The organism is Zongyangia sp., assembly GCF_965361945.1.
Genome location: NZ_CBDTOK010000091.1, coordinates 1 through 16,502, shown reverse-complemented (window position 1 = coordinate 16,502; position 16,502 = coordinate 1). Strand labels below are relative to the sequence as shown.

14 protein-coding genes are annotated in these 16,502 nt (G+C 53.9%); all 14 read right to left on the bottom strand.

Going from position 1 to position 16,502, the window contains the following annotated elements:
• A partial coding sequence (topA, locus tag ACZ25G_RS05785) for a type I DNA topoisomerase (RefSeq protein ID WP_463681838.1) occupies positions 1-1,733 on the bottom strand: 1,733 nt, incomplete at its 3' end.
• 89 nt (positions 1,734-1,822) lie between these two features.
• Positions 1,823-3,088, bottom strand: coding sequence for a DNA-processing protein DprA (dprA, locus tag ACZ25G_RS05780; RefSeq protein ID WP_463681837.1), 1,266 nt, complete (start codon positions 3,086-3,088; stop codon positions 1,823-1,825).
• 38 nt (positions 3,089-3,126) lie between these two features.
• Positions 3,127-3,915: a TrmH family RNA methyltransferase gene (locus ACZ25G_RS05775; RefSeq protein ID WP_463681836.1), complete on the bottom strand. Its 789-nt coding sequence runs from the start codon at positions 3,913-3,915 to the stop codon at positions 3,127-3,129.
• 75 nt (positions 3,916-3,990) lie between these two features.
• The gene (gene rplT, locus ACZ25G_RS05770) at positions 3,991-4,344 is read right to left on the bottom strand and encodes a 50S ribosomal protein L20 (RefSeq protein WP_191481654.1); all 354 of its coding nucleotides are present in this window, start codon (positions 4,342-4,344) and stop codon (positions 3,991-3,993) included.
• A gap of 101 nt (positions 4,345-4,445) precedes the next feature.
• A complete protein-coding gene (gene rpmI, locus ACZ25G_RS05765; RefSeq protein ID WP_191481655.1) occupies positions 4,446-4,643 on the bottom strand; it encodes a 50S ribosomal protein L35 in 198 nt (65 codons plus the stop codon).
• Between the two features lie 18 nt (positions 4,644-4,661).
• Positions 4,662-5,186: a translation initiation factor IF-3 gene (gene infC, locus ACZ25G_RS05760; protein ID WP_224771543.1), complete on the bottom strand. Its 525-nt coding sequence runs from the start codon at positions 5,184-5,186 to the stop codon at positions 4,662-4,664.
• A gap of 231 nt (positions 5,187-5,417) precedes the next feature.
• On the bottom strand, positions 5,418-8,936 hold the full coding sequence (gene addA / locus ACZ25G_RS05755; protein ID WP_463681835.1) for a helicase-exonuclease AddAB subunit AddA: 3,519 nt from the start codon (positions 8,934-8,936) through the stop codon (positions 5,418-5,420).
• A gap of 3 nt (positions 8,937-8,939) precedes the next feature.
• Complete coding sequence (locus tag ACZ25G_RS05750; RefSeq protein ID WP_463681834.1) at positions 8,940-12,278, bottom strand: PD-(D/E)XK nuclease family protein; 3,339 nt, start codon at positions 12,276-12,278, stop codon at positions 8,940-8,942.
• A gap of 125 nt (positions 12,279-12,403) precedes the next feature.
• Positions 12,404-12,937, bottom strand: coding sequence for a 2-oxoacid:acceptor oxidoreductase family protein (locus ACZ25G_RS05745; protein ID WP_191481659.1), 534 nt, complete (start codon positions 12,935-12,937; stop codon positions 12,404-12,406).
• Positions 12,937-13,689 (bottom strand): thiamine pyrophosphate-dependent enzyme, encoded by a 753-nt coding sequence (locus ACZ25G_RS05740; protein WP_191481660.1) that lies wholly within the window; start codon positions 13,687-13,689, stop codon positions 12,937-12,939. The genes ACZ25G_RS05745 and ACZ25G_RS05740 overlap by 1 nt, the downstream gene beginning before the upstream one ends.
• Positions 13,689-14,750, bottom strand: coding sequence for a 3-methyl-2-oxobutanoate dehydrogenase subunit VorB (locus tag ACZ25G_RS05735; RefSeq protein ID WP_191481661.1), 1,062 nt, complete (start codon positions 14,748-14,750; stop codon positions 13,689-13,691). The genes ACZ25G_RS05740 and ACZ25G_RS05735 overlap by 1 nt, the downstream gene beginning before the upstream one ends.
• Before the next feature lie 9 nt (positions 14,751-14,759).
• On the bottom strand, positions 14,760-14,966 hold the full coding sequence (locus ACZ25G_RS05730) for a 4Fe-4S binding protein (RefSeq protein ID WP_191481662.1): 207 nt from the start codon (positions 14,964-14,966) through the stop codon (positions 14,760-14,762).
• A gap of 71 nt (positions 14,967-15,037) precedes the next feature.
• On the bottom strand, positions 15,038-15,712 hold the full coding sequence (locus ACZ25G_RS05725; protein WP_191481663.1) for a P-loop NTPase: 675 nt from the start codon (positions 15,710-15,712) through the stop codon (positions 15,038-15,040).
• Positions 15,713-15,920: 208 nt separating this feature from the next.
• On the bottom strand, positions 15,921-16,502 hold a 582-nt coding region (spo0A, locus tag ACZ25G_RS05720), incomplete at its 5' end, for a sporulation transcription factor Spo0A (protein ID WP_463681833.1).

The following is a 16,502-nucleotide window of genomic DNA, read 5'->3' as shown; positions in this document are numbered from 1 at the left end:
TCGGTTTCCTCATCCGGCACCTTGATCTTGGTGCCGTCCATATTCTTCTCCGCTGTCTCCAGGGTCTTGGCGAAATCTTTATAGAACCGGTCCAGGGTCTTGACCCAATCGGCCTTGCCCAATTCTACCCGGTCCAGATCCTTTTCCATCTTTGCGGTGAAGGCCACATCCACGATGTTGGCAAAGTTCTCGCTCATCACCTTGGTGGTGATCTCACCTAACGCTGTAGGCTTGAGCTGCTTGCCCTCCCGCTCCACATAACCTCGGGTCAGAATGGTGGAGATGGTAGGAGCGTAGGTGCTGGGGCGTCCGATCTCATTTTCCTCCAGGGCTTTGATGATAGAAGCTTCTGTATACCGTGGCGGCGGCTGGGTAAAGTGCTGGGTGCCATCCAGGGATTTCACCTTGAGAGGATCTCCCACCACCAGCGGCGGCAAAACGCCGCTTTCCTCGTTGTCCTCCTCCTTGCTTTCTTCATACAGCACGGTAAAACCATCGAACTTCACCGAATAACCCGAGGCCTTGAAAGTATAGTTTTTCGCGTTGATGTCAGCGGATACGGTATTGAGAAGCGCGGTAGCCATCTGGCTGGCGATGAAACGTTCCCAGATGAGTTTATACAGTTTATACTGGTCGGAGGAAAGGCTCGATTTTACCCGGTCCGGCGTCAGAGAGGGCATAGCCGGCCGGATGGCCTCATGGGCATCCTGGGCCGAGCTTTTGGTTTTATAGACCCGGCGGGTCTGGGGGAGATACTGCTTGCCGTACTTTTCCAGGATGAACGTCTCTGCCTCTGCCCTAGCCTCATCGGAGATGCGCAGAGAGTCGGTTCTCATATAGGTAATCAGTCCGGTGGGGCCCATGCCTTCCACATCCACGCCTTCGTAGAGCTCCTGGGCCGCCTTCATGGTCCGCCGGGCCTGGAAGCCCAGACGGCGGGAGGCCTCCTGCTGCAGGGTGGAGGTGATAAAGGGAGGCGCCGGCGTCTTTTTCCGGACCCCTTTCTTGACGCTGCCCACCACAAAGGGAGCGCCCTCCAGGTCTGCCAGGATGGCGTTGGCCTGCTCCTCATTTTTGATCTCTATCTTTTCTCCGTCTTTGGAGTGAAGCTTTGCTCCGAACACCTTGCGGGAGCCTTTCGCGGAAAGCTTGGCGTCAATGCTCCAATACTCTTCCGGCTTAAAGGCACGGATTTCCTCTTCTCGGTCTACAATCAGCCGGACCGCCACCGACTGAACCCGGCCGGCGGAAAGGCCGCTCTTAATCTTTTTCCACAGGAAGGGCGAAATCTTATAACCTACAATCCGGTCGAGGATCCTGCGGGCCTGCTGAGCGTCCACCAGGTCCTGGTCAATCTTTCTCGGATGCTCCATCCCCGACTGGACTCCCGATTTGGTGATCTCGTTGAAGGTCACCCGGTTTTCATCATCGGTGGGTATTTTCAAAAGATGGGCCAGATGCCAGGAAATAGCCTCCCCTTCCCGGTCCGGGTCGGTGGCCAGATAGATATGGTCACTCTTTTTTGCCTTGGCCTTCAGGTTGCGGATAATTTCTTCCTTTCCCTTGATGGCAATGTAGTGGGGCTCGAAATTATGCTCCACATCCACGCCCAGCCGGCTTTTGGGCAGGTCCCGGATGTGGCCCATAGACGCCACAACATCATAGTCCTTCCCCAGATATTTTTGAATGGTTTTCGCCTTGGCCGGCGACTCCACAATGACTAAATTCGACATGCTAACCTCCCAATTGCTAAACTTTCAAAAACCGGACGCTTTCACGTCCATCTATATGCAGAGGAAATGCTTTTGGGCAAACATTCCACTCATTTTCCATAGCGACGTCCTGCATAGGACCGTACCGCCCCTGCAATTTCCAGCTCTGTCAGAGCGCCGAGCACCTGAGAAATTCGCATTCCCAAGGTCTGGGCAATCTCTTCCATATGGACAGGTTCTTCGCTCAGCACCCGGTAAACCTGTAGCGCTTCTTCCGAAACCTTGGGATCCTGGGAATACCGGTGATGAGCCGTCACATCCTGCCCGCTGTTTCTATTTTGCTGAGAAAGCTTCGGGCTATACTCAGGATCCGGCTCAATTTCCGCCTGTTCCTTCAAGGGCGCGTCTGTTTCTTCCTCCAAAGCTGGGAGAGGCTCTCCCGTCAATCGCGCCTTGTTCTTTCTCTGTTCCTGTAGCAGCTCCCGTTCATACCGGAAGCGGTAAAAATCTATGACATCGGCAGGTTCTGTTGCAGGGATACAGCCATCCCGCAAAAGCCGCAGATTGCCGGATACCGTTGGATCATACAATGGTGCTGGCACCACAAACAGGTCTTTGCCCTGTTCCAGCGCGTCATCGGCGGTAATCAGGGAACCGCTGTGCTTTGGCGCCTGGATGACTAGTGTGCCTAGAGAAAGCCCGGAAATCAACCGGTTGCGGGCTGGGAAATTTCTTCTCCAGGGACCTGTGCCCGGCGGATATTCGGTCACAATACAGCCGTACTTGGAGACAAGTTCCTTCATTTTGGCGTTTTCCGCTGGATAATTCACATCAATGCCGCAGCCCAGCACGCCAATCACATAGCCGCCGGCCTTCAGGGCCGCTTTCATGGACATAATGTCCACGCCCACCGCCATACCGCTGATGACACAAATCCCTGCTCTTGCCAGCTGGGTGCCAAAGTCCACAGCCGCCTTCTTGCCATAGGGCGTCATCTTTCTTGTGCCCACCATGGCAATGGCCGGGATCTGATCCAGCCCCGCAAGGGTGCCCTTTTGGTACAAAACAGCAGGCGGGGCATAGATGTGGCGGAGGCGATCGGGAAATTCCGGGGCGTCGTAACAGAGGATGTCGCATCCCACCCGCTGGCAGTCGGATATAATCTTGTCCGCTATGTCCAGCGGCGTATTTTTACATTTTTGCAGCTGGGAATTGGTGATGCTGGTCAGTTCCTTCAGACCCGCATCCGGGTCGCAGGAGGACACGGCCTCATAAAAGCGCTGGGGATCACCATACACATCCAAAATGTCACAGATCAAAGCACTGCCTTGGTGGATGCAGCACTGCAGCCAAACCCAATAACGAGTGGAGACCATCTGTCTTCCTCCTCCGCCGTTTTCCGGCATCGTTTTGCCTATTTTGTCATCTCCCACAGAAATACCGCTGCGGCCACCGCCGCATTAAGGGACTCGGCTCTGCCTTTCATGGGGATGATGACCTTCTGATCGCACAGCGCCTGTTCCTTTGCTGAAAGGCCGTTGCCCTCATTGCCGATAAGCACAAGGGCACCGCCGTCGAAATGAAGTCCAGTCAAAGGAACACTGTCCTCCGATAGGGCAGCGCCATATACAGAGACACCAGCGGCCCGCATCCGGACTGTTAAATCCTGCAGGTCATCGGTCACGGCAATGGGTAGGCGGAAGGCGCTGCCCATGGTGGAGCGCAGCACCTTCGGGCTGTAGATATCGGGGCAATCCCCGGTGACAATCAGCCCATCAATGCCGAACGCTTCCGCACTGCGGATGACAGTGCCCATATTTCCCGGATCCTGCAGGGAGCATAAAGCCAGATATTTCCCGTTACTGTTTATTTTAGCAAGGGTTTTTTGGTTGTCAAGCAGATTGCACAGACAAAATACCCCCTGCGGAGTGGAGGCGGTGGATATTTTCTGGGCCACCCCTGCGGAAATTGGGGTGGCATGGGGGCTTTGGCAAAGCAAATACTTCATCTCTTCGGGATATTTTTCCAAGCTCTCCGGGGTATAAAATATTTGCTTTACCAAAACGCCGGAACGAAAGGCCTCTAAACACAGCTTTACGCCCTCCGTTACAAAAAGGCCCTGTTCCCGCCGCGCCTTTTTGCTTGCCAAAAGCTTGCACAGGTTTTTCACCGTCGGATTCTCCCGGCTTGTGAGGATATCCATCTTCTTCCTCCTTTGGCTGCCTTCCATATGAAAAAATATGCCCGGGTCATCCGACACGGGCATATTTCAAAGCTCTTAGAGAGCAGCTTTTGCTTTTTCAACCAGTGCGGTAAATGCAGCCGGATCATTGATAGCGATCTCAGAGAGCATTTTGCGGTTGAGGTTGATCTGGGCTTTTTTCAGACCGTTCATGAAGGTGGAATAGTTCATTCCATTCATGCGGCAAGCAGCAGAAATACGGGTGATCCACAGGCTGCGGAAGTTGCGTTTTTTCTGTTTGCGGCCGATATAGGCATAGTTGCCGGATTTCATGACCGCCTGTTTTGCGGTCTTAAAGAGTCTGCTCTTTGCGCCATAGTAGCCTTTGGCAAGTTTGAGGACTTTTTTTCTTCTCTTGCGGGTCATCATTGCCCCTTTGATACGTGCCATAGTTTCGTTACCTCCAATAGTAAAGCGCAGGATGCCGGTTTCGACAATCCGCTTTCGTTTTTAGGTCTTGCGACAATCTTTGGTTTTGATCGTCAGTTCTCTTATTTGTAGGGAACCAGCAGCTTGATCTGCTTCATATTGGTCTTGTCAGCATAAGTAGCTTTGCGCAGACCTCTTTTGCGTTTTGTCGATTTTTTGTTCAGGATATGGGATTTAAATGCATGGGCGCGTTTCACTTTACCATTTTTGGTCAGTTTGAACCTTTTTTTCGCACCAGTGTGTGTTTTAATCTTAGGCATTTTATAGTTCCTCCTAAATCACTTTGTGGGCTTGGACGAAATGAACATTGTCATGCTGCGTCCCTCAATCTTCGGCATCTTTTCAACGCTTCCAAATTCGCTACAAGCATCTGCAAAACGCTGCATAATCCCGGTGCCCAGCTGGGCGTGAGCCATTTCGCGTCCGCGGAACCGAATGGAGACTTTGACCTTATTGCCGGCTTTCAGGAATTTCTGTGCATGATTGACCTTTGTGTTAAAATCATTGGTGTCAATGTTCAGAGAGAGGCGCACCTCTTTAATCTCAATGACCCGCTGGTTTTTCTTTGCTTCCTTCTCGCGCTTGGACTGCTCAAAGCGGTATTTGCCATAATCCATAATGCGGCAAACAGGCGGTTTCGCCTGGGGAGCGATTTTTACAAGGTCCAGGTTCTTTTCCAAAGCAATACGCTGCGCGTCTCTGCCGGAAAGGATGCCCAGCTGGCTGCCGTCGGCATCAATCACCCTGACTTCTTTGTCCCTGATCTCCTCATTGATCTGCAGTTCCTTGTTGCTAATTGTCAAGCACCTCCAAAATCCAAAGTAAAATACAAAGCGTGGACGGCAAACCATCCACGCTCAATACACGAATCAAAGCACAGAAATATCCTGTGCCGAGTGGTATTGACCTTCTGCGCTGCCGCCTTTTACAAGGCCGCGAAAAGGTGAGAACGGATTGACGGTTCTACTTTGTTGTCTTAACTATCTTAGCAAAACATTGCCATTCTGTCAACAGTTTTTCGCATAAAAGCCAAGCTATACCCGAATTTCCCCATCGAGATGAAAGGAATAGAGGATTTTTTCTTTGACAGGATGCCCTAACGCCTTCTGAGCGATTTCTTCATACAGGGCCAGCTGGCCGGCGTATCGCGCCACAAGCTCCTCGGGCCCCTTGACCTGGTCGGTCTTGTAGTCCACAATGACCATCTCCTCCCCCTCAAAGAAGAGACAGTCCATAACTCCCTGAATGGAAATGGGCTCCTCTCCCGGTTCCCCGCCGGCAATTTCAGCGGAGACTTCCCCCAAAAAGCGGTATTCCCGCAGAAGTCGGGGGGAAGCCAGCATCCGCTTGCCTATCCCGCTTTCAAAAAAGCTGCTCACCTTTTGGGGAGATACCCACTGGGCCTCCTGTGGGGAGATAAACTGGCGCTCTACCAGCCGGGCAATTTCCTCCTCCGGGCTGCGGCTGGCTGCCTTAAAGTCGGCAAACTGCATGAACTTGTGGATGGCGTTGCCCTTTTGGGCCGGGGTAAGCTCATCGTGGCGCAAAAAGGAGGGCCGGCGGAGAAACCGATGTCCCGGCCCCTCTTTGACCACCTGGGAAACAGAGAGTTTCGTTGGAATGCGCACCGCCTTTTCATAGGGATAAGAAAAATCCATCTGGAGGAGAAGCTGTTTTGTCAGCTCCGAATCCTCCCGGCTTTCATAGGATATTTCTTTTCCCATACTCTGTTCCTCGTTTTCCGGCAGGACGACCTCTACCTTCCAGGGGCTTCCCCCATTCATATCCAATGCTTTTCCGCTGGGGAGCCCCGCCAGCAATCTCAGTTTGTCCGCGTCCGGATGGCGCAGCGCTCCCATGAGGATCCACTCTCCATAGGAACCTGCTCCCATAACAGCGCTAGGAGGGATGGAAACCTCTTCCCCCAGCAGAGCTCCCAACCTGCCCAGGCTCTTCTCCATATCCTTGAGACCCACCGACAGGATCAGCCGCTCCTTAGCCCTGGTCAGTGCCACATAAAGCACCCGCATCTCCTCAGAAAGCTGGGCCCGGAGGGTTTCCAGCTTCAGCGCCTCATGGGGAACGGTGGTAAACTGCTTCAGGGTAGCAAGATCCCGCCGGACACAGGAAAAGCCCAGACGGGGATGGGTCAGTGTCGCGCTTTTCAGATCGGACTTATTAAACTGGCGGGATGTGTCCGCCAGGATAACCACGGGAAATTCCAGCCCTTTGGACTTATGGATGCTCATAATCCGTACCATATCCCCGCCCTCACCCAGATTTTGGGCTCCAGGCAGATCGTCTTCTTCCTCGATCATCCGATCCAATAGCCGCAGCAGCTCCCCCAGGCCCTGATAGCCTCCCGCTTCATAACGGCGGCAGTAGTCCACAAACAAATGCAGGTTGTCCCGGCGCTGTCTGGGGCTTTCATAGGCCATCATTTTAGAGATAAGCCCCGTTTCATCGTATATTTTCTGCACCAGCCGGTAGATGGGGTTGGCAATGCCAAAATCCCGCATCCGCTGGATAAGGGAAAGCGCTTTCCCGCACTGGGCATCCCCCGCCTGGGCCCCTTTGCACAAAGCTATATAAAAGGAAGAACCTCGGTCATAGAGCCGGATGCGGGTCAAATCGTCCGCGTCCATCATCAGAGCCGGGGAGAGAAGGGCGGCGGCCAGCGCCACATCGTTTTGAGGATTGTCGATCACCCGCAGCAGGGAAAGGATGGTCTGAATTTCCTTGGACTGAAAAAATCCGCCGCTCAGGTCGCATCCGGCGCCTATTCCAGCGCGGAGGAGGGCATCCCGATAGACTTCCGCCCGGCCCTTGGGCGAACGCAGGAGGATGCAGAAATCCGACGCCCTGCAGGGGCGGATTTCTCCCCCTTCCTCCACCAAAACCTGCTCCCGCAGCATGGCTGCAATTTTCCCCGCGATATAAGCGGCTTCTGCTTCTACCCGCTCTTTGGCGTCAGCACAGGAAGAAAGATCCAGGGCCCACAGCTCGGTCTGCAACCCATCAGGGCTCTCAAAATGCGCGCTGGGCCAAAGGGCCTCCCCCTCATCGTAGACAATTTCTCCCGCCTGCTCGCTCATCAGCTGGGAAAAAAGGAAGTTGACGGCGTCGGTGACCCCCTTCCGGCTGCGGAAGTTGTTCTGGAGCAGAATTTTTGCCGGCCGCACCCCTTGGGTAATGTCGGCGTATTGGTTTTTCCTCTCCAGAAAAAGCTCTGGCATGGCCTGGCGGAATCGGTAGATACTCTGCTTAACATCCCCTACCATAAAGAGGTTCTGCTCTTCTTGGGAAAGGGCGCGGAAAATCATGTCCTGGATCTCGTTGGTGTCCTGATATTCGTCCACCAGGATTTCATCGAAAGATTGGGAAAGCTCCCTTGCCGTATCGGTCTGTTGGTAACCGTTTTCTCCCCGTTCCATCAGCAGGCGCAGGGACATTTGCTCAATGTCGGAAAAGTCAATGATCTTCTTTTGTAGCTTTGCCTGGGAAAAACGCCGGGCAAAATCCTTAACTAGGTCAAACAACAGCCGGATATGGGGCAGAAGAAAGGCAATATCCTCCTGATATTCGGCCTCACTGGCGCAAAACTGATGGCTGAGCAAGGAGACAATACTCTCTTTGACCATCTTCCGCCCGTTTTGCACTTGATCCTTGAAAGCCGTATTCTCATACTTTCTCAGCTGCCCCAATTTCATAAACTGAAAATGGGACAGGGCGCTGACAGCAGCATCCCAGTTCCCGCCATTCAACACCTGGGACAGGGCCTCTAACTGATACAAATCATCCTGAAATGCGGGAAGATAGGCCTTTTCCATGGCCTCATCCCCCGCCATCTGGGCGATGGAATCCTTGGTGATCCGTTTCGCCCGCTCCACAGTATCCCCGGCGTAGGAAAGGATGATCCTGCCCCATATGCTTTCACCCGCTGCCGGAGCGTTTTCATAATCCGCCAGCTTTTGATCCAGCCAGTCCTCATAAAAGGGATGGGAGACCAAAAAGCCATAAAGGCGGTCGATAATCTCCTGCAAGCGGCTGTCATTTTTGGTGGAGGAAAAAAGCTCCACCAGGTCATAAAAAGCTTCTCCTCCGCTTTCATAAGCGCTTTCCATCAGCTGTTCCAACACATCCGCCCGGATGGTGGAAAGCTCATATTCATCCCCAATCCGAAAATCGGCAGGGAGATCCAGCCGCATAAAGTTCTGCCGGATGAGCTCCAGGCAGAAGGCGTGAACCGTGCTGATGTGGGCTCCGGAGAGCAGGGTCTGCTGGCGAAGGAGCTGGGTGTTGCTGCTGTCTGCGCTGAGCAGTTCACTAAGCCTGGCCCCGATGCGGGCACGCATCTGGGCCGCCGCCGCATTGGAGAAGGTGACCACCAGCAGCCGGTCCACATCCACCGGGTTCACCGGATCCGTAATTTTCCGGATGATCCGCTCCACCAGCACCGCTGTCTTCCCGCTGCCAGCAGCGGCGGAAACCAGCAAGGGTCCTCCCTGAGAAGAAATCGCCAGGTGCTGCATAGGTGTCCAATTGACTGCCATGGCCTATTCCTCCTCTCCGTATCGTTCATCCAGCTGGGCATAGAACGTTTCTTTATCCAAGGTGGGGAGAAGATGGGCTCCGTCTCCCCCTTCATGTTTGCATACCGCCTGAAAGTCGCACCAGTGACAGGCAGGGATTCCTCCCTGTTCCACCGGATCAGCGCCAATCCTCCCCTGGCATAAGGCGTCTGCCATGCGGATGATCTCATCGTTGACATGGCGGCTGAGCTTGCCAAACCGGGCCAGGGTGGCCAGGGAGGACAGCTTGTCAAAGGTGCCGTCCTTTTTCTTTTTCGCCGGGATGAATACCCCCCGAACCTCTGGCTCCATGGCTTCCACCACCTCTTCATCCTCCAGAAGAAGGCCGTTCATCTTCAAGGTCTTGGCGTGTTCCTGCTCCATCTGCTCCGGGGTGGCATGGCGGTCGGCGGTGATGATCTCGCTTTTGGCCGGCATGTAGAGAACCCCGGCAGGATAACAGTCTTTATACTTCCCCGCGCCGTTTTCCCAAAGGGAGAACAGATAGATCAGCATCTGCATATTCAGCCCATAGGCAATATCAGAAAGGGAAAACTGCTTGACGCCGGATTTATAGTCCACCACCCGGACATATTTTTTCCCCCGGATTACCGCCATGTCCACCCGGTCGATGATCCCCTCCACCAGGATATGCTCCCCGGTTTTAGAGACAAGCTCCACCGGCTTGTTTTCTCCGTATTCCCGGATAGGCAGTTCAAAATCCACCGGTTCAAACTGGCTTTGGGCAAACTCCCGGGCCAGCTGGGAGAGCAGCCGGGTCAGGGTATCGGTCAGCCGGGAAAAAAGATACCTCATTCTTTTGGGAATTTCCCCCTCCCCGAATACCGTCTGTAGGTATTGGGCCAGCAATTGCTGGCACTCCTCCCGGAGGGCGGCACGGGTCAACTGATGCAGCCCTCTGGCCCCATGGCGGGACACCATCTGCTCCAGCACAAAATGGATAACGCTGCCCGACTGAATCGGGGAAAATTCCGCCTTTTTCCGGGGCCGCAGCCCCAGCATGTCCTGGCAGAAATACTGAAAGGGGCAGTGATAATATCGGTCCAGCCGGGAGGGGCTCAGTTTAAGCCTTTTTCCCAGCAAAGCCCTGGCGTTTGCTTCCTCCCGGAGCGCGTAGGGCCTATTCTGCGCTAGGAAAAAGAGGTTTTCTACCATCTCTTTTTGCGTCCTAGCTGCCGCCTTGGCCAGGGATATCGTCTCAGGCAGATCTTCCCGCAGGTGTTCTGCCAACATATCCATGGCCGAACGCTGATTCTCTACAAAATAAGACGCTGGCAGCCGATCTATATGCAAAGGGGCAAGCCCTTCCACCATGGTGCAAATCTGCTGAACAAAGGGAGCCGGGAACAAGGGCTTGCCCTCCACATCCATGGTGGGATAGGAAATGACCAACTTTTGGGAGGGCGATGTCACCGCCATATAAATATAGGTAAACTCCTTATAAAAGCGGTCCTCCAAGGTCTCAAAAACCTGCTCCCCCAGACGGTTGATCAGCAGGCGCTCCGGCTGGGAAATCAAGCTCTGAGGCGGCGCGCTCAGGGGAAACACCCCCTCATTTGCCCCTAAAATCAGGGTCACCTTTGGGCCACTGGGGCGGATGCGGTCGGCCGCACCGATGGTCACCTGATCCAGGGTCTGGGGGATATGTCCCAGGTCGCTCCCGGCGATGGAAAGGCTGAGCATCTCTCCCAGCCGGGCAAGGCCTAGCTGCCTTCCCCCCAATACGGCGGAAAACTGCTCTAGGATGCCCATCAGCACCTCCCAGCAGGCATACAGCTCATCCGCTCTGTTTTTCTCCCCCGCCCTCTCATAGGATTTTGCCAGCATTTCCACCCTGCCCGGTATCCCTGTTTCCTCTAGATAGGCAAAGATGGCCCGGGCAAAAGCCTCTCCATCCAGGCTGCCGCGGGTTTTTTCCCGAAAAGCGGACAGAGGGCCCACAATGGTCTTTCTCAACTCCTCCAGAGCGACAAGCTTCTCCCCATCCTCTTCCGTCATCCTGGTCTGCATGCCGGAAGGATTTTGCTTCCATTCCTGAAGCCAGCCGTTTCGGTCAATGTTCCAGGTATAGCAGTAGCCTTCCAGGTCATAGATACTGTCAGAATCCACCTCCAAAAGGTAGCTTTTGAGATGCCGCATGACATCCCCAGTGGAAAAATTCCCTCGGGCTATGTCCACCAGGGAGGTAACCAGGTTCATCAGCGGCATATACTGCACCTGAATCCGCTGATCCATAAAATAGGGGATGTCGTAGCGGGCAAACACATCTTCCAGAGGAGCCTGATAGTCCTCCAGGCTCCTGGCGATGACAACAATATCCCGATAGCGCAGCCCTTCCTCCCGGACAAGCTTGCGGATGGTAGCCGCCGCAAAGCGCACCTCCTCATACCGGCCTCCCGCCTGCGCCACCAGGACAGAACCGTCATTTTGACCGGTCCTCTCCCCGGGGACATAGGCGCACTGGGCCGCTACATGGCCAAGGGTTGCCTTTTCATAACGATAAACTTCCGTCAGAAGAACCGGCGGCGCTACTGTACAACCGCTTTCCTTGGCCATCCTCATCAACCGGCGGGCGCTGTCCCGACAGACATCAAAGGCCCTGGCCCCTGTACCGGTAAGTGAATCGCAGCAAAGGGAAACAGAAACCTCCTCCGCCTTTTGCAGCGCGCACTGAATGAGGGCAAGTTCTGCCTTTGGAAAGGAAAAAAAGGCGTCTAGGATAACCACAGAGTCTAAAAAGAAATCTGTATCTTGTACCAAGGAAAGGGCCCGCATTAAATCATCCCTGGGGTCATGGCGTCCCCGTTCCAGCATTGCCTCGTAGGCACTGTAGATGAGCGACAGGTCGGAAAGCTTTTCCCCAACGGGGCTTCCCTCCAGACTTTGAGACAGTTCTTCCACCTCTTCAGGACCCAGCGAGGAGTTTTTAAACTCGTCAAGCATGGAAAGGGCTTTGGAGGCGAAGGCGGTGTTCCCCGCCTGCCGCTCATAGACAGACAGGTGATCCCTCACCTGATCCAACGCCATGCTCATGAGCATCGTCCTGCCGCTGTCATCCAGGCTTTCCCCTGAAAGCCCGCCATACTCTCGGAAAATGAGATTGCAAAGCCGGGAAAAACTGACCGCTTCGATCTTTTCGCCGCCTTGCGCCAGAAAAGCGGTGACCGCTTTTTCCGTTTCAAACGAATATTGTTCCGGGACAATAAAAAAGACCCGCTTTCCCTGTTGGGATGCTTCCTCTGCCTTTCGGAGCAGATAGGTGGTTTTCCCTGTGCCCGAAACTCCCAGCAGCAATCTCAGCATGGCCCTTCCTCCTTTCCAGTTGTTTGTATTTTATCACATCCGCCGGATAAAGAAAAGCGGACTCCCAAGCGCCAAAAAATCCCCTCTGCACATAGCAGAGGGGATTTTTATCAGAGAGAGTTCTATTATGCTTCCATGCCTGCCTTGATGGCCCGCATATTGGGCTCCAGTAGGTGCTGTTTTCTCGGAGGGACGCATTTGGCGATTGCTTTTTCCACCGCCTCTAAAGAGGCAAAACCAGTCTCCTTGAGCAGTTTGCCCAAGAGGATGATGTTGGCCAGTCCCTGCAACTGCAGGTCATTGGCCATCTGGGTGGCCGGCACATAAAATGCCTTGATGTCCTGCCGCTCGGTTTTCTTGTCCACCAGGGTGCTGTCGATAACAGCAACGCCGCCGGGGACAACGGCATCGATAAATTTATCATAGGACTGGATGTTCATCGCAATCAGCGCATCAGGTGTGAGCACCAGCGGAGAGCCAATGGGCTCGTCAGAAATGCAGACACTGCAGTTAGCAGTACCGCCGCGCATCTCCGGTCCGTAAGAGGGCAGCCAGGATACTTCCTTCTCTTCCATCAAACCGCTATAAGCGCAGACCTTTCCCGCGAACAGAATACCCTGTCCGCCGAAGCCTGCAAAAACCATATTGATTCCTGCCATTATTTCTTTACCCCCTCTTCCACGTCTTTATAGACGCCCAGCGGATAATAGGGCATCATATTGTCACGCAACCACTGCAGGGCCTCTGTGGGGGTCATTCCCCAGTTGGTCGGGCAGGTGGAAAGCACCTCTACAATCGAGAATCCCTTGTTATCCAGCTGATTCTGGAATGCTTTTTTAATGGCCTTTTTCGCCTCGTTGATGTGGGGAACCGTATCCACGGCCACACGCTGTGCCAGCGCTACGCCGGACAGGGTGGAGAGCATCTCGCACACCCGCACCGGATAACCGGCAGTGTTGGTATCACGGCCATAAGGGGTGGTCTGGGTTACCTGACCGGGCAGGGTGGTGGGAGCCATCTGGCCGCCGGTCATGCCATAAATGGCGTTGTTGACAAAGATGATGGTGATATTCTCACCACGGGTTGCGGAGTGGACAGTTTCCGCAGTACCGATGGCCGCCAGGTCACCATCGCCCTGATAGGTGAAGATGACGTTGTCAGGCAGTGCGCGCTTGAGGCCGGTGGCCACAGCGGGAGCACGTCCATGGGCCGCTTCTACCATATCGCAGTTAAAATAATCGTACGCCATAACAGAGCAGCCGACCGGGCATACGCCTACGGTCTTTCCTTCCACACCCAGCTCGTCAATGACCTCCGCCACCAGACGGTGGATAATGCCGTGGGTACATCCAGGGCAGTAATGGAAGGTGGTATCCGCAAGGGCATGGGGTTTTTCAAAAACAACAGCCATTATTTTGCACCCCCTGAAATTTCTTCAATTTTTGCCAGGACCTCTGCCGGCGACGGGATGATACCGCCGGTCCGTCCAAAGAAGTGGACCGGATGCTCACCATTGACAGCCAGGCGGACATCGTCCACCATCTGGCCCATGCTCATCTCCACTGCCAAAAATGCTTTCGCACTCTTGCAGGCAGCCTGGATATTCTTCACCGGGAAGGGCCACAGGGTAATGGGCCGGATGAGTCCTGCTTTAATGCCTTCAGCACGGGCGGAGTTGACCGCGCTTCTGGCAATACGGGAAGAAGCGCCATAAGCAACCAGGACAATGTCTGCGTCCTCGGTGAGATATTCCTCAGCCTTGGCTTCCTTCTCCTGAATGATTGCGTATCTTTCAAAGCGCTCTCTGATCTTGTCCTCCAGCTGCTGGGGCTGCAAGAACAGGGAATTGACGATATTGTGTTTTCTCTCGCCCTTATGGCCATTGGTCGCCCAGGGCTTTTCCACTGTATGGGCCTTCAGTTCCGGGAATTCCACCGGCTCCATCATCTGGCCCAGCATGCCATCCGCCAGGATCATCGCCGGCATACGGTATTCGTCTGCCTTGTCAAAGGCCTCGAACACGATGTTCACCATCTCCTGAACGGTGGAGGGGGCAAAAACAATAGCGTGGAGGTCGCCGTGGCCGGGAGCTCTGGTGGCCTGCCAATAATCCGCCTGGGAGGGCTGGATGCCGCCCAGACCCGGGCCGCCTCTCTGCACGTTGACAATGACGCAGGGCAGGTCGGAGCCCGCTATGTAGGAAATGCCTTCGCATTTCAGGGAGATGCCGGGGGAAGAAGAGCTGGTCATCGCCCGAACGCCGGCGCTGGCAGCGCCCAGCACCATGTTGATGGCAGCAATTTCACTTTCTGCCTGAAGGAAGGTGCCGCCTACCTTGGGCATCATTTTGGACAGATACGCAGAAAGCTCTGTCTGGGGGGTGATGGGGTAACCGAAGAAGTGACGACATCCGGCGCGCATTGCCGCTTCGCCCAGTGCTTCGTTGCCCTTCATGAGTACTCTTTCAGCCAATGTTGTTCCCTACCTTTCCACAACGATGGCAACATCCGGACACATGGTCGCGCACATTGCACATCCAATACATTTTTCAAAGTCAATGCACTCTGCCGGGTGATAACCCTTGGCATTGAGCCTGTCCTTGGATAGGACAATGATTTTTTTGGGGCAGGCTGTGGCACATAGCCCGCAGCCCTTACATTTGTTTTCGTTGACGGTAATCTTTGCCATGCTTTGCTCACATTCCTCTCTATCTAAGACCTAATGATATATGTAAGCGGTTCAAACCGCCTGATTTTCTGTTATTGCCACGGCGTCTTCACATAGATGTCAACAGGGTATAAGGTCCTCCCCTTTGGGTCGACTTTTTCCAATAAATCCCGCCGCACTGTGGTATAAAGGATGGGAAGCCCCGTCTTCTCCGCGATCTCATCGGCGTAGTCAAAGGCATGCTCCACCGTCTCCGGCATGGTTTCGGTACAAAGATGGGTATTGTTCACAAGCCCTGTCGCCTTTAGTCTTGACGCGGCCTCAATTTCCCGAAGCACCTGGATGGTATCATCCGCTTCCCTGGTCAAATACCGGCTTTTGTTGATGACGTATAATAACTCATACTCGCCCCGGTCCTTGATCTTCTGGGAATACCGGCCCAACACTGCGGCGCCTGCATCGTCCCCGCCGATATCCAGGATCACCGAAGTGTCCCGGCGCTCCAGCAGGCCGTCGATTTCCGCTGTAACAGAGGGAATATCCAAATTGGTGTTTGCGAAAGGAGGATTGACCACGTCAATGCCTAATTTCTCGAACAGTTCGGTAAAATCAGCAGAACGGAAATAGGGATTGACAATGTCCATATCGGCAATAGCCACCTTTTCTCCCCTCTTTTGCAGGTCAACCGCTAAATTGACTGCAAAATTGGTCTTGCCGCTGCCGTAATGTCCCACAATGATGTAGAGCTTTTTTCCAGTCGGTGCCAAACACTCACCTCATTTTCTTAACCACCCTGCGCTAAGAAAAAGCGCAGGATTTAACCTATATTATATCACTTTTGCAAAATGGGAACAACTCATGCCCTGCCAGGGATGTAGCAAAAATACTTCACACAATTTTCCCCATTTTTGGTGTTCTTTAATAAAAAAGCGCGCCTCAATGTCGAGACGCGCCTAGATGTTGGGAAAAGATTCCTCAGTTGGCATTTTTCAGTTTCAACCGCAGCTTATCGGAGATCATGGCAATAAATTCAGAGTTGGTCGGCTTCCCTCTGCCGTTGTGGATGGTGTAGCCAAAATAGGAGTTAAGGGTATCCACATCGCCCCGATCCCAAGCCACCTCAATGGCATGACGGATGGCGCGCTCTACACGGGAAGAGGTTGTCTCAAACTTGACAGCCACCGACGGATATAACTGCTTGGTCACCGAATTGATGATGTCCGGATTCTCCACCGCCAACATGATGGATTCTCTCAGATAGTGATAGCCTTTGATGTGGGCCGGAACGCCGATTTGGTGGATGATCTCGGTGACCATCACCTCCAGGTCCGGTTCCTTGCGCGCCGTCGTGTGACTGACCAAGGGAGCGGCGGATTCGGTGGAAAGACCAGCGATCTGCATAATCCGCTTTGCCATCACACTGACATCAAAAGGCTTGAGAAAATAATAAGACGCGCCCTCCTGCAAAACTTGGCGCTCGAACTTTTCGTTGTCAAAGCTGGACATCACCATAAAGATGGGCCGTTTGGGAACAGGCAGTTCCGAAATTTTCTGCAT

What these genes read in the sequence shown, in the direction of transcription:
- dprA (WP_463681837.1), bottom strand. Translation starts at nt 3,088, where the DNA reads ATGGTCTCCACTCGTTATTGGGTTTGGCTGCAGTGCTGCATCCACCAA.
- ACZ25G_RS05775 (WP_463681836.1), bottom strand. Translation starts at nt 3,915, where the DNA reads ATGGATATCCTCACAAGCCGGGAGAATCCGACGGTGAAAAACCTGTGC.
- rplT (WP_191481654.1), bottom strand. Translation starts at nt 4,344, where the DNA reads ATGGCACGTATCAAAGGGGCAATGATGACCCGCAAGAGAAGAAAAAAA.
- rpmI (WP_191481655.1), bottom strand. Translation starts at nt 4,643, where the DNA reads ATGCCTAAGATTAAAACACACACTGGTGCGAAAAAAAGGTTCAAACTG.
- addA (WP_463681835.1), bottom strand. Translation starts at nt 8,936, where the DNA reads ATGGCAGTCAATTGGACACCTATGCAGCACCTGGCGATTTCTTCTCAG.
- ACZ25G_RS05750 (WP_463681834.1), bottom strand. Translation starts at nt 12,278, where the DNA reads ATGCTGAGATTGCTGCTGGGAGTTTCGGGCACAGGGAAAACCACCTAT.
- ACZ25G_RS05745 (WP_191481659.1), bottom strand. Translation starts at nt 12,937, where the DNA reads ATGGCAGGAATCAATATGGTTTTTGCAGGCTTCGGCGGACAGGGTATT.
- ACZ25G_RS05740 (WP_191481660.1), bottom strand. Translation starts at nt 13,689, where the DNA reads ATGGCTGTTGTTTTTGAAAAACCCCATGCCCTTGCGGATACCACCTTC.
- ACZ25G_RS05730 (WP_191481662.1), bottom strand. Translation starts at nt 14,966, where the DNA reads ATGGCAAAGATTACCGTCAACGAAAACAAATGTAAGGGCTGCGGGCTA.